The sequence below is a fragment of the Butyrivibrio hungatei genome (assembly GCF_900101605.1).
Taxonomy (GTDB): Bacteria; Bacillota; Clostridia; order Lachnospirales; family Lachnospiraceae; genus Butyrivibrio; species Butyrivibrio hungatei_B.
In genome coordinates this window covers 144,332-158,051 of sequence record NZ_FMUR01000007.1, presented here as the reverse complement: position 1 = coordinate 158,051, position 13,720 = coordinate 144,332, and the positions used below count along the sequence as shown (strand labels likewise).

The following is a 13,720-nucleotide window of genomic DNA, read 5'->3' as shown; positions in this document are numbered from 1 at the left end:
TTAGACAAAATTTCATAAATTATTAGATTTTTTTTATTTTTTCCTTTTCTTTTCAACTACTTTTATTTAAAAGCAATCTGTGCAAAATTATAGAATCCGAGATACCAGATATTAAAATCATGAGATCCGTTTAATTCCTGCCATGTAAAGTTCTTTCCTGAAACGAACTGGTTACATGCTGAAGGAAGATTCTTTGCTGCAGCTGATGCACTTTGATAAGCTGTTCCGTCCTGAAGTCCACAGATATTGTAGAAATAGTGGATCGGATACTTATTGTCCTTCAGAATTGATGCTGTCTTATCTGCAGTATTACTTGTAGGTGCAGCTGAAAATGCTCCAAAATATCCAAACAGATCCACGCACTCTCCAAGTCCGATATTGATCGTCTGCATACCGCCCATCGAAAGACCTGCGATAGCTCTGTGATCTCTGTCAGCGTATGTGCTGTAATTAGAGTCAATATATGGGATCAGATCGTTTCTAAGCTCTTTTCCGAATGAATAGAAAGAATCTGTCGATCCGCTCTGTGAAGCTTTTCCATTGGGAGTTACTACGATGAAGGAATCAATATCACCATAGTATGAAAGGTTATCCATAATGGCCTTCACCTGGGAATTGTTGCCTGTCATTCCCCATTCACTCTCATTTCCGCCAATTCCGTGAAGAAGATAGAGTACACTATACTTCTTGTCGGGACTATAGTTTGCGGGGAGGTAAATATTTGCTTTCTTGGTATATGCGTGTCCGTTCGAAGCATCATGGGCTGTATAAGAAATATTCTTAACAGTTCCAGAACCTTCACCGTTTCTTATTGCCGAATACTTTGAAGGAATGCTGTTTGCAATCTTTGCAGTAGGATTGGCATGTGTGTTACCTGTCTGGTTGTTCTGCTTGTTATCTGCCTGTTTCTGATTATCCGACTGCTTATTGTTGTCTGCCTGTTTGTTATTATCATTCTGCTTCTGATTATCTGCCTGCTTATTATTGTTAACCTGCTGACCTGAAACAGGTTCAAATTTCCACTGCTGGTTCTTCTTGCCGTTAGCTCTCCACTGGCATACATTCGCGCCGTCATCGGTCTTATGCTGATATACATCAAGCACTTTTGCACCGCCTGATGACTTTGTTCCTACCGTGTAAACACCACTTGTCTTTGTGGGCTTAATAATAAACTGCTGAGCGTCGTGACCAACCGCATCATAAATCTGAACATTTGTGCCGTCTTTATTTTCTCCGTAAGCTACATCGAGCATGAACTCTCCGAGTGCAGACTTAAGAGTTACATAACCGTCACCCTTGTTCTGAACATACCACTTCTGACCCTTTACGCCTGTACCCTTGCTTACAACAACATTTGTAACCTTCTTTGCGGTATCATTCTTTACTGTAAGATACTTCTGTGAATTGATATCCTTAAGATAATACCATCCGTCCTGAATCTCTCCGGACACATTGTTACTTATCTGATCGTTGCTCGGCTGAGGCTGAGGTGTAGGCTGCGGCTGTGGCTGTGGTGTAGGCTGTGGCTGTGGCTGTGGTGTAGGCTGTGGCTGAGGATTATTCTGTCCGTTGTTATTCTTGTTATCCTTCTTGCCGTTATCTCCGTTCACAGGCTGTGGCTGAGGATTGGTATTTCCACCGGCATTTCCGTTATTTGCCTTCCAACGGTCAAAAGAGAATGAGCCTTTAAATACAAGACAGATATCTTTTGAACCTGATACGCTCTTCACATCACCTGTGAAATCCTTAAACGATCCGCCTGTACCCGAAACATTGATTGTTCCAAGCAGATTGCCCGAAGGAGATCCTTCTCTTACTTCAATACTTCCGTTTCCGTTACTCTGAACAGTTGCTGTAATTGAAGATACACCATTAGAGAAGTTTACACCTTTGATCTTTGTATAATCGCCGTTATCTATATTAGAAACAAAAGCTGTTCCGTTTGAATTACCCTTTACGGAAATTCCTGCCTGAGTGAACATTGTCTCTGCTTCAACCCAGTTATACGGATCAACATTTGGCTTCATCTGAACGCCATTAAGTGACTGCTGAACAGCGTTGATCCTGCCGTTTGATACATTAACCTTATCAATGTGAGTTGTTCTGTATCCGAGGTTATTGCCTACTACTTTGGATTCTACCGTATGAGTATGATATGCCATATAGTAGTTGCCTCTGAACTCAAAAATCTGATGATGGTTATTTCCGTCAGATCCTCTGAATGTTGATGCAGGATTTGCCATGATCTCGCCCTGATGGTTAAAAGGTCCCATAGGGTTATTACTTGTCATAACCTGAATTGTCGCATTTCTGAATCCGTTTCCGCAATTCCAGTTAGAGCAATATGAATAATAATATGTATTACCGATCTTGTTGATACCTGAATCTTCGAAAAGATAAGGAGCATCAATTGTAGCTGCAGTTCCGGATGTACTTACCATGTCTGCGCCGAGTTTTATTACTCTTGCAGTCTTTGGATGAGCGTCCTGTCCCTGAGGTACTCCGCCACCAAAATACAGATATCCTGTTCCGTCGCTGTCTACAAGTACAGCGGGATCGAATAACCACTCCACGTTACAGTTGGGAGTTGATTTAGTTATAAGAGCGTGTCCGATAGGATCTTTCCAGGGGCCTGTAGGGCTGTCCGCTGTAAGAACACCGATTCCGCTTGCATTATTTGCAAAATATAAAAAGAACTTATCTTTTCCGTTGATCTTCTTTGAACAGATCGTCGGTGCCCATGAATTGCTTGCCCATCTGGCTGCACCGTTTCCTCCTGCGATGTTAAATGCTCCGTGATCCGTCCAGTTCACAAGATCCTTAGAAGAATAGCAATTAAGCTGATTGATCTTCTGATATGTATTTTTATTATTTCCGGCAAACTCCTGAGAGTCGTTTGTTGTATAAATATATACCGTATCGTTATAAACAAGTACACCGGGATCCGCGCCGTAACTCTGTGTTACGAGCGGATTGTTTTCATTATCGCCTTTGACGTAGCTTCCCCTTTCAACGCCTGCGGCCTCCACCGTTACGGCAGAACCTGCAACCAGCGTGCACATCATTGCTACGCCAATCATTCTTTTTATTGACTTAACCATAAAACCTCTCAATACTTTTTTGAAAAAAATCTATAACCATTTACTGTGCAGGTTCAAAAACCCATTGCTGATTTGCATTGCCGTTGTGCTTCCACTGGCATACATTTGTGCCGTCGGATGTCTTGTGCTGATATACATCAAGATTCTTTGTTCCCTTTGATGCTTTTGTAGCGACTATATAAACTCCGCTCTTCTTTGTAGGCTTAAGCATGAACTGCTGTGCATCATGTCCTACCGCATCATAAATCTGTACATTTGTGCCGTTCTTATCTTCTCCGTACACAACATCAAGCATGAACTCTCCAAGTCCTGACTTAAGTGTGATATATCCGTCACCCTTATTCTGAACATACCATTTCTGACCCTTGGCTCCTGTACCCTTTTCAATCTGTACATTAGTCGTCTTCTTTGCCTTGTCATTCTTTACCGTAAGATACTTCTGAGAATTAACATCCTTCAGATAGTACCATCCATCCTGAACACCTGATGCCGCATTGTTGCTTGTCTGATTGCCGCTCGGCTGAGGCTGTGGCTGTGGTGTGGGCTGTGGCTGAGGCTGTGGCTGCGGTTGAGGATTTGTCTGTCCGTTATTTCCGTTATTGTTGTTATTGCTATTATTATTTTTGTTATCCGGCTGAGGCTGAGGTTGAGGCTGTGGCTGAGGCTGTGGCTGTGGTTGAGGCTGCGGCTGTACACTGCCGGGCTGGCCGATCACTTCCGTATATGCCTGAATAACCTTGTTATAAGCCTGCTTGGGCTGTCCCGGTGAAGAGAACAACAATGGCTTTGAGTTATTGATCCATGTTGTCTGATCTGACAATCCCCACCATGTAATACCTGTAACGTTTCCGCCGTTTTTCTTTATCTGATTTATCTTCTTAAAGAGATCGTAAGAGTAGTTGGCCATATCGCCGTCACCCTTATTTGTAATATCAAGCTCTGTTACCTGTACTTCAAATCCTGACTTAAGGAATGAATTCATGGCATTTATATATGTGTCAACCGAAGGGTAATTTGTTCCGAGATGTGACTGCATACCTACACCTGCACAAACTTTTTTACCCTGATTTATATAATTAACAAGAGTTGTAACCTTCTGTACTTCCTGATATGTGTTGAAGTCGTTGTAGAAAAGCTTAACCGAATTTGTAAGCTTGTAATGCTCAAGTGTTTCATAAGCATAGTTAAATGCCTTCTTTACATAAGAAGCATTTGTTCTGTTATTTCCGTAAACTGCTTCCCAACCTGAGTTGTTTGCATGGATTACTTCGTTTGCAACATCCCATGCATAAACGCATCCGCCATACTGGCTTGAATATACATGATTCATAACCGTCTTAACATACATCTCAAGACGTGCATCCATAGTCTGCTGATTTACGAATCCGTTGTTTCCACCGTAATTACTTCTGAAAAACCATGACGGAGTCTGAGAATGCCACACAAGTGTATGCGCTCTCATACCAAGACCGTTTTGGCTACAGATTTTCATTACTTCATCAATTGTTCCGAAATTAATCTGGGGTACGTTTGATTCACGATAGCCGTCAGGAATATAATATCCCTTGCTCTTTGCCTCTGATACTGAGATCAGTCTTGGAGAACCACCAAGCAAAGCATCCGGCTTCATCTCGTTCTCGAGTGTGATAGAATTATAATGTTTCTTAAGAATGTTTAACTGATTTCCATCCCTTAACTGATACAAATTAATACATGTTCCTGAATGTCCATATGTACTGCCATATGTATTCAAAAGTGTTGCGTCTGCAGCCTGTGCATCTACCGTAGATCCGGCTACGCACATTGAAAAAGCACACACAAACGCCATAACTTTGGCAACTACGCCATTAATACTTTTTACCTTCATAGCATCCTCCCGTTAATAATATGTTAAACCCATTCCCCATAGGGTAAATTTATTGTAACATATTATTTCACAAAGAGGTATCCAAAAATTGCTAATTATTTATCATAAAGTGCTGGTAATTGTGCACAACACGCTTTTTCGTATTTTACTCGCCTCATATTTAGCAAACTTTAATGTAACATTTTGCCCTTTTCTAAGACTATAGCCTAATCCACCCACACAGTGTAATCGTGGTCCAGAACGTAAACCATATATCTGCCAATTTCGCAAGAATCTACAATAACCGGATTTCTTTCCTTTAAAAATGCATCAAAATCAAACTTCGCACTTTCTGAAACCAAATAAACGGTCGCTCCGTCTGTGCTCTTAGTCGGTGGATACCAGGTAACATCGGAAAGCCACTTACATCCTTCCATGTCCTTCATGTTATTCACAGCTCTGATTTTTACTGCATTATTGGATATAACAGTTATAGTATTGGCATTATCAAATATAGTATACCCATACTCATAGCCCTTATCCTGCATCCATTCGGCTATTTTCATTTCATCAGAATTACTACTGTTATCTCCTGCAATCAATTCTGTATAATAATATCTGCCGGCCATGATTCCTAAAATAACTACCATTACCGCAACAAGAGCAGAAACCTTTATCTTTGCAATATATTGCCGATATACCAGTTTCATAAATAATCCAACTCCGGTAGCAAGTATAAAAAATTCCGGAAAGAAATATCTGGGCGCCACTTCTCTTACTGTAAATGTAAGTGCCAAAACTACCATCGTGATCACTGCAACAGGTACCAAAGTTCCCCACAAAATAATGTTGTTATCCTCATCAACATCATTATCTGATTTAACCGTTTTCTTATATATATTTATCAGGGCAAGTAAATATCCAATAACCGCAAATGCGCATAAGCACCAAACAACTGCAGGCACAACACCAAAGTATACAATCGATCCCATAGCAGGCCACACTTCGGTAACAAATTTTTCGCCGGCTCGTCTTATATTTCGCCCACTATCAGTTCCATAAGCAGCTGAAAGCATAGGAATACCGACAGAAATTACAGCAGTACAGAAAAACAATGCCAATAAGTGCCACTCAAACGTCTTCTTCCTTATCACTGACCATAATTGTCTGACTATCTCTACTCCAAGAAGAGGCAGATAGCAAAAAACCGAAGCATGAATAGCCTCCATACCATTTATTGTTGCAAGAAGCAAGGATATTACCCAAATCCAAATTGAAAGTTTTCCCTCTTTAAGGCCTTTATTATAGAATATCAGCATAAGGTATAACGAAATAAAGTAAAATATATAATAATCAGCCCATAAAAATAACGCACTCTGAAGTTCCGATTCAACATTAAAAACTGAGAAAAGCACTATGAGCACAGTAAAAATCTCGTACCAGCCAAATTCTAATTGCCTAAAATACACGATCATAAGTCCAATAAGAATCATCATAAACAAACTACATGCGATTCCTATAGACAAATTCATATTCCCGGTAATCTTATAAAAGACCGCTCCAATATTAGGTGCACTTACTAATTTGTCACCGGTTGAAGAAACCCACGTATCCGGTGTATCAAATGAATTATCAGCGATTTCTGTAGTAATCAGCGCCTCAGATGCCAGATCGGCATCCATCCTCGAAGTGTAATGAAAAATATTCACATTTACATGTATACCAACTAAAATCAGCAAAACTATCCCAGTTATAATAGTCAGGACACGATTTGTTAAATTTTCTATTTTCATATATATCTCCCGGCACCTCACTGTATTTTTTCAGAACAATCCTTCAAATCCCTGAGTCTTGTATATTTCCTTGTAATACTTGACTTCATCCTTTATTATCGAGTCAATCTGCCTCATTCCGAGGAGCTCAACGGGTGCTTTATCATCCGTCATTATATTGCTTCCTGCCTCGTATGACACACAATTATCTTCGACAACCTCCATCATTGCACGAAGCCTCTCATCACCTTCAAGTTTGCTGTTTTCTGCAAATCTGCTCATAAACTCCGGATTATCCGTAGCAAACAGTTCTTTGTTTGTAGAACCTGTAACCTTTACCGTAGCAACATTGTCAAACACCGAAGAAATGGTATCTGCAAGATATCTGTTGATCGTAGACTCGTTATCATCGCTGTACATGTTCATATTAACAACCATGACTCCGCCCGGATTAAGATGATCTTTTACCATATTAAAAAATTCCGTCGATGACATCTGAAAAGGAATCGTAATATCCTGATATGCATCGACCATTATGACATCATATTTCTTGTCAATTGCCGCAAGATATGCTCTTCCGTCATAGGTTGTGACCTTTACTTTTTCAGGGAGCTCAAAGTATTTATGTGCAAGATTCGTGATCTTATCATCAATCTCAACACCTTCAACATTAACGTTGTCAAAATATTTGAGTATCTGAGTCGCATATGTTCCGGTTCCCATTCCAAGGACCAGGATTTCTGCATCTTCTCCTGCCGCCGCTTTCTCTTTTATCCCGCTCATGTAGGGCGCAGCCAAAGCATAATCATAGTACATTCCGGTAAGTTCACCGCTCTTTATATGAATTGACTGAACTCCGAAGAGAACATTTGTCGACAAAATCACACTGTAAGGATCTTCTTTTACCTGAAGATAATTGTAAACAGACTCACCCTCATAAGTCAGGTCATTTTCCCAAAAAGCAAATGAGGTGCTGTGTCCGAAAAAAAGGCATACTACAAAAATGATAAGCCCTGCTGCTGTTTTCACAGTCACTTTTTTACCCGTGCTGACAAAAAAAGCAATGCAGAGCGCGATCAATATTCCCGCAAAAATCAGAAATGTTATCGATGTTCCCACAGCAGGGATTGTAACAAATGTCGGCACAAAAGTTCCGATGATACTTCCGACTGTATTGAACGCGCCGAGAGTTCCGATAATTTTGCCGTTGTCATCAAGAGACTCCGTAGTATACTTTGCAAGCGAAGGTGTTACGGTTCCAAGAAGAAAAAGAGGGAACACAAACACGATCATACATGTCGCAAATGCGGCAATAACAAGGAAATTGCTGTTGACTGCAAATATTACAGCCGCCGAAATAGCGATTATTATATACTTACCGAGAACAGGAATCGCAGCAATCCAGATAGCAGCTATAAGAATTCTCTTATATAACTTATCCGGAGACGGATCCTTGTCTGCAGCCTTGCCGCCGTAGATATTTCCAAGCGCCATGGCTATCATTATCGTTCCGATTATAATTGTCCACACAATCTGTGATGAACTAAAATACGGTGCAAGAAGCCTGCTCGCTCCAAGCTCTACCGCCATAACAGACATTCCCGCAAAGAACTCTGTCATATACAAAAACATTTTGTTGTTTAAGATTGATTTTTTCTCCATATCTTTTTCTTCCATTACTTTTATTTATTTGATGCAATTTGTGTTTTCCAAACCTTTTTTCATCCGTATTGGAGTATATCATTATAACGGCAAAACGAAAACATTTTTCACAATACAAATTATCACAATGTAAATTATCGTTGAAAAAAGCGTTGTAACATTCATAAGAACTATGCTTCGTTTTATATCATCAGGTTCTATGATGCGAGTTTCATCCCCGATAAATTGTTTGTCATGAATCTTCCCAAAGTAGCTGGCAGGCCCCGCAAGTTTAAGTCCGAGAGCACCCGCGCACACACTCTCGCACTGGGCAGAATTTGGGCTTGCATGGTTGTACCTGTCCCTTATAAATATGCTTATCGCGCCCTTAGTGCTGTATCCGGTAAATGTATTACCATCTTTATCAGCGCCGCATCCATCTGAGTTCTTTGCACCAAAAGCTCTCCCAAGTACCTCCAAAGCGGCTGTCCCTGCGATCATAAAAGCCGCGCTTAATCTCGCCGGAACATATGCAAAAACATCATCTGTTTTCGCAGCGAATCTTCCAAAATACATATACCTTTCATTTTTGTATCCGATCATGGAATCCATTGTGCTGACCGCCTTATAAATAAATGAAAGAACAGGTCCTCCAAGCATCTGATAAAAAAGAGGACAGATCACGCCGTCATTTGTATTCTCCGCAACCGTCTCAACGGCAGCCTTTGTAATACCTTTGTCATCAAGGCTTTGCGTATCTCTTCCGACGATCATCGATACTGCCTTTCTTGCCCCTTCTACATCGCCTTTTGAAAGCGGTGCATAAACTGCAAGTGCCGCATCCCTAAGGCTCTTTGCCGCAATGCACTGCCAGCACATAACAATCATTACCGCAAGCAAAAGATATGTATTTATCCTGTAAGCAATATAGCAGATTCCAAAAGAAACGATGCCCGTAACAGACGTAACTCCGAGCACTTCCACAATTCCAAGTACAAAACCTTTGGCAGAAGACTCACGTTCACCTCTTCGAAGCACTCTCTCCAAAAGCTCGATAAGCTTTCCGATGATCTGCACCGGATGCAGTAAAAAAGCAGGGTCTCCCACTATCAAGTCTACAAATATCCCCGCTAAAACCTCCACAGGTATGTAGTTATAATAAACTTTCAAAAAATCTATCATATATCCGTTCCAAGCCAAATCGTCAAAGTCTCAGTACCCTAACAATACACATACGCACACTGTAAGAGCAATCGCGGTTTCAGCAAGACACAGAAACCATCCTGCCGCATCACCAGTGATCCCGCCAAGTTCCTTTCCTGTCCTTACTTTGTAGTACCAAAAAACAGCAAGTGCCGCGCAAACCGCGCAACCGCCGCAAATTCCTCCGATCAGTATCATTGCTATCGAAACTACAAGTGCTTCTTTTACCAATATAGACAGACACCGCTTTTTGTCAGCGCCCTCAGCAAAGCTATAGAGCGTTCCCTCATTCTTTGCACAAGGGAAACTTACAACAGATATTCCGCTGAGTGCCCTTGACAGGATAAATCCAAGCCCGATAATCAAAAAGCCCTCTCCATCCGCAAAGAAAAGCGACGAATCCACAGGACTTTTTCTATCCGCTATGATACTCACAGACGCAAGATATACCGCGGCGAGCGTCATAACACGAATGACCGCAAACGCACCGATATGCGGGTCCTTTAAAATCTCAAGTTTTTTCTCCCTATCCGCATAGGACGAAAAAGCATCGCTGCAATCCATGTATCCGTCAACATGGATTCCGCCTGTGATAACAACAATTGCCGCCATCATGAAAAGCCCCGTCGGAACACTTCCTATTCCCCAAAATACACCAAGACATCTTATCCCATAAGTAACAGCAAGCAAAACAGCACCTATCAGCGGAAAAAAGACAATACTGTATTTCATATCCTCTTTCTCCCACGTAAACTGTGGCATCGGGATTTTGGAATACATTGAAAATGCTATGGCAAAAGACCTAAGTAAACTTTTCATCCTATTTTTTCCCCTATTCCGCAGATTACTCTGTAAACGTCTCTGTTCTTTGCAAGTGCCTGCATAAATCTTCCCGCATCCTCGCGCCATTTTCTGTCAGTTGCATCCACAGGAACAATTCCGCAGGTTATGTCTTCGCAAATGACTATCGCATTTTTGGAAAAAAGCTCCGCAAGCTCCTCTGCGTTCTTATCGGTCCCGCGAGCAAGGCGCTCTGCATGATAATAAATCTTGTAACCGCCGGGAACTGCCCCGCTTATATTATTAGAGTTCTCTTCCTGTTTAAAAGAGTAAATATCTTCATCTTTGACTTCTCCGACAATACTCTTTGCAAAATCCAGCTTTCCCTGGCCTGCGCCGCCTACTATCAGAATTCCGCGATTTTCCTTATCGCTCATTTCACTTACCTCTTTGGTATCCGTACTTTTATGAACCATCCGCTTTCCGGCGCACATCTCTGTAACCTCATCCGCGATCGATGCGACTTCCCGTTCAATTAACGCAAGCCCCTCACGGTATGAATCGGTGCTCGCATCATATATTGCGGCATCACTGTATATCCCGTCGCTCACAAATACAAGATTATAGCCTTTTTCTTTGCACAAAATCCTGATATCTTCACATATTCTTGCTGCCGCATCGCGGTCTTCGATAAAAGTGCCGTCTTTATCTGTTCGAAACATCTCATTTGCAAGAAGCGCCGTGAGACTGTCCACAAGAAACGTAGCTTTTTCAGGATGTTCTGCCATATCGGCGGCCTTACCCGAACCTACGGCTCTAATAAATTTCTCTTTTTCCGTGCTAAGTCGTTTTATATCCCTTGCGATCTCTATGGTCTCATAGCCTAGTCCCGCTCTGTTTTCGACATGTTTTCTTATGCGCTCGTCATCCTCTTTACCTGTAGATCTCATTGTCGCAACATAGTAAAGCCCGCCGCCCGACTTTTCTCTCAGACTGCAAGCAATATCCTGCGCAATGTCTGATTTACCGTTTTTGCATCCGCCCGTCAAAAGAACTATCATCTTTATCTGATTCCTTCCAAATACGAATCATCAATTCCGCCGCCTTCAAATGTGGCCATATTGTTCATCATTGCGCACGCGCCCTCTATCACTTCGAAAGCAAGAACGCATCCGCTACCCTCGCCAAGTCCCATATTCAGATCAAGGTAAGAGCTTAGTCCCAGCTCTTTCATCGCAAGCATATATCCCGGTTCCGTAGATACATGTGACGGAAAAAGATAATCCGCAACCGCTGGGCACAGCTTTACCGCAAGAAGCGCCGCAACCGCAGAAATATATCCGTCTATCACAGCACCCTTTCCCGCATATGCCGCACCTATAAACGCACCGCACATCGCCGCAATATCAAGCCCTCCAACTTTGGACAAAACATCCGTTATCGCCTCGAAATCACCTGCGTACTCACAGCCCTGACCTTCAAGTTTATGTGTAAAAAGAGCTCTTTTTATAACTTTCTTCTTATTATCATAGGCCTCATCACTTATTCCGGCGCCGCGCCCCGTAAGGCTGTCGCTGTCTACTCCCGTTATCGCAGACAAAACCGCCGCCGAAGTAGTGGTATTTCCAATACCCATCTCCCCGATACCTACGAGATTGATATCTTCGTACTCTTCCTCGTCTTCTCTTCCGATCGCGATCTCTATTCCCGTCAGTATCGCGCATAAACACTCATCTCTGCTCATGGCAGGTTCGCATGCGATATTTCCGGTTCCTTTTCTTATCTTTTTATCTATTATAGGTGCCTTTTTCCCATCAACAGTAAGCGGAAACTTAGTCGCAACTCCGACATCCACAACCGCAACTTCAACACCAAAATGCTTTGCAAGCGCCGACATCCCGGTTATTCCCGACGTCATATTGACCGCCTGGCTCGCAGTCACGGAAATAGGCGCGGATGCGACACCTTCTTTTGTCACACCGTTATCGGCGCAAAAAACCAGAATTTTTTTGCTTCCGATCCTGTTCTTAACACGCCCTGTTATCCCCGCGAGCTTAATTGCGATATCTTCAAGTTTTCCCAAGCTGCGAGGCGGCTTAATAAGGGCATCGTCGTACTCTTTTGACGCGATCATCGCTTTTTCGTCAGCTCTTCCGACACCGGCTATGTATTTTTTTATTATTTTCTCTGTATTCCCTGTCATACGTTTATTTTACACACATAAGTAATGTTGTAAAAGTATCAAAAAAACCTTTATACTTAATCATGGAGGATCAATGATGACTTACACCACTTACGAACACGGCGGTATTTTTGATAAAAACTGCAAGATAAAATACGATTTCAGCGTGAATGTGAACCCGCTCGGAATGCCCGAAAAAGTAAGACATGACATTACAGAACACATCTCGCTTTTGGAAAAATATCCCAATTTAAGCGACTGTTCTCTGCTTGCAAAATTGTCTGCATATCACAACATTCCCGAAGAATACTTCGTCATGGGAAACGGCGCATCAGAGATAATAACTCTTTTGGTTCAGGCTATCCTTCCGCGTGGTGCCGTGCTTCCCGTTCCTACTTTTTCAGGGTACAAAAAAGCTCTTGCATCAAGGAACTGCCGTGTAAAGGAGTTCAATCTTAGAAGTGACAACAACTTCAAGCTCACAGACGACTTTTTGTCATACGTAAAAAAAGCCGGCACCGTGGACATGATTTTTCTCTGCAATCCCAATAACCCCACCGGCGCGCTTATTCCTTACGATACAATAAAAAAAGTTGCCGATTTCTGCGAAAATTTCGGCATTTATCTTGTAATCGACGAATGTTTCATGGGTTTTGTTCCGGGCGAAAAAAAGACGAGCGCGATCTCACTTATAAAAGATCACCCTCATCTTATTATCATAGATGCTTTCACCAAGTTATACTGCCTTCCCGGAATAAGGCTTGGTTTCTGCATATGTTCTAATCCGCGCATATTATCCGGATTAAACTCATTAAAGCCTGAGTGGAATATCTCAAGTCTCGCTCTGCTTGCAGGCGAAAAGTCCCTGTCGGAAAACGAGTATGTACACAGATCGATAGAACTCATAACCACGGAAAGAGATTTCCTGTCAAAAGAGCTGAAATCACTCGGATTTACCGTTTTTGACAGCGACACAAATTTCATTTTGACAAGACTTCCGCTCACTCTTTTAACTTCATCACATTCACATCTCGCAGGAAGCATGCTTGCAGATAAACTCGCAAGAGAACACGGAATCCTTGTCAGAAACTGCGCAAACTTCAGTGGCCTCGACAACTCCTATTTCCGCATCGCTGTGCGAAACCACGAAGAGAATGTGGCTCTTATAGATACACTGAAAGAATATGTTTGATGC

Annotated in this window: 9 protein-coding genes; 1 reads left to right on the top strand and 8 read right to left on the bottom strand. The window is 42.0% G+C overall.

The window, feature by feature from the left end; translation table 11 throughout:
• Positions 1-62 precede the first annotated feature (62 nt).
• From BLP87_RS06730 to cobT, 8 genes are all read right to left on the bottom strand, one after another.
• Positions 63-3,101, bottom strand: a complete 3,039-nt coding sequence (locus BLP87_RS06730; protein WP_074461997.1) for a family 43 glycosylhydrolase — start codon at positions 3,099-3,101, stop codon at positions 63-65.
• Between the two features lie 40 nt (positions 3,102-3,141).
• Positions 3,142-4,968, bottom strand: a complete 1,827-nt coding sequence (locus tag BLP87_RS06725) for an endo-1,4-beta-xylanase (RefSeq protein ID WP_074461996.1) — start codon at positions 4,966-4,968, stop codon at positions 3,142-3,144.
• Between the two features lie 206 nt (positions 4,969-5,174).
• The gene (locus tag BLP87_RS06720) at positions 5,175-6,740 is read right to left on the bottom strand and encodes a hypothetical protein (protein WP_074461995.1); all 1,566 of its coding nucleotides are present in this window, start codon (positions 6,738-6,740) and stop codon (positions 5,175-5,177) included.
• 30 nt (positions 6,741-6,770) lie between these two features.
• Positions 6,771-8,381 carry a spermidine synthase gene (locus tag BLP87_RS06715; protein ID WP_074462049.1) on the bottom strand — a complete coding sequence of 537 codons (1,611 nt, stop codon included), beginning with the start codon at positions 8,379-8,381 and terminating at the stop codon, positions 6,771-6,773.
• 81 nt (positions 8,382-8,462) lie between these two features.
• Positions 8,463-9,542 carry an adenosylcobinamide-phosphate synthase CbiB gene (gene cbiB / locus BLP87_RS06710; RefSeq protein ID WP_074462048.1) on the bottom strand — a complete coding sequence of 360 codons (1,080 nt, stop codon included), beginning with the start codon at positions 9,540-9,542 and terminating at the stop codon, positions 8,463-8,465.
• A 30-nt stretch (positions 9,543-9,572) separates the two neighbouring features.
• Positions 9,573-10,382 carry an adenosylcobinamide-GDP ribazoletransferase gene (locus BLP87_RS06705; RefSeq protein ID WP_074461994.1) on the bottom strand — a complete coding sequence of 270 codons (810 nt, stop codon included), beginning with the start codon at positions 10,380-10,382 and terminating at the stop codon, positions 9,573-9,575.
• The gene (locus BLP87_RS06700; RefSeq protein WP_074461993.1) at positions 10,379-11,404 is read right to left on the bottom strand and encodes a bifunctional adenosylcobinamide kinase/adenosylcobinamide-phosphate guanylyltransferase; all 1,026 of its coding nucleotides are present in this window, start codon (positions 11,402-11,404) and stop codon (positions 10,379-10,381) included. Before BLP87_RS06700 ends, BLP87_RS06705 begins: the two co-directional genes overlap by 4 nt.
• 2 nt (positions 11,405-11,406) lie before the next feature.
• Positions 11,407-12,546 carry a nicotinate-nucleotide--dimethylbenzimidazole phosphoribosyltransferase gene (gene cobT, locus BLP87_RS06695; protein ID WP_074461992.1) on the bottom strand — a complete coding sequence of 380 codons (1,140 nt, stop codon included), beginning with the start codon at positions 12,544-12,546 and terminating at the stop codon, positions 11,407-11,409.
• Between the two features lie 73 nt (positions 12,547-12,619).
• Here cobT and BLP87_RS06690 point away from each other — a divergent pair, with 73 nt between their 5' ends.
• A complete protein-coding gene (locus BLP87_RS06690) occupies positions 12,620-13,717 on the top strand; it encodes a pyridoxal phosphate-dependent aminotransferase (RefSeq protein ID WP_083334513.1) in 1,098 nt (365 codons plus the stop codon).
• Positions 13,718-13,720: the final 3 nt, after the last annotated feature.

What these genes read in the sequence shown, in the direction of transcription:
- cbiB (WP_074462048.1), bottom strand. Translation starts at nt 9,542, where the DNA reads ATGATAGATTTTTTGAAAGTTTATTATAACTACATACCTGTGGAGGTT.
- BLP87_RS06725 (WP_074461996.1), bottom strand. Translation starts at nt 4,968, where the DNA reads ATGAAGGTAAAAAGTATTAATGGCGTAGTTGCCAAAGTTATGGCGTTT.
- BLP87_RS06690 (WP_083334513.1), top strand. Translation starts at nt 12,620, where the DNA reads ATGATGACTTACACCACTTACGAACACGGCGGTATTTTTGATAAAAAC.
- BLP87_RS06720 (WP_074461995.1), bottom strand. Translation starts at nt 6,740, where the DNA reads ATGAAAATAGAAAATTTAACAAATCGTGTCCTGACTATTATAACTGGG.
- BLP87_RS06730 (WP_074461997.1), bottom strand. Translation starts at nt 3,101, where the DNA reads ATGGTTAAGTCAATAAAAAGAATGATTGGCGTAGCAATGATGTGCACG.
- BLP87_RS06700 (WP_074461993.1), bottom strand. Translation starts at nt 11,404, where the DNA reads ATGATAGTTCTTTTGACGGGCGGATGCAAAAACGGTAAATCAGACATT.
- BLP87_RS06715 (WP_074462049.1), bottom strand. Translation starts at nt 8,381, where the DNA reads ATGGAGAAAAAATCAATCTTAAACAACAAAATGTTTTTGTATATGACA.
- cobT (WP_074461992.1), bottom strand. Translation starts at nt 12,546, where the DNA reads ATGACAGGGAATACAGAGAAAATAATAAAAAAATACATAGCCGGTGTC.
- BLP87_RS06705 (WP_074461994.1), bottom strand. Translation starts at nt 10,382, where the DNA reads ATGAAAAGTTTACTTAGGTCTTTTGCCATAGCATTTTCAATGTATTCC.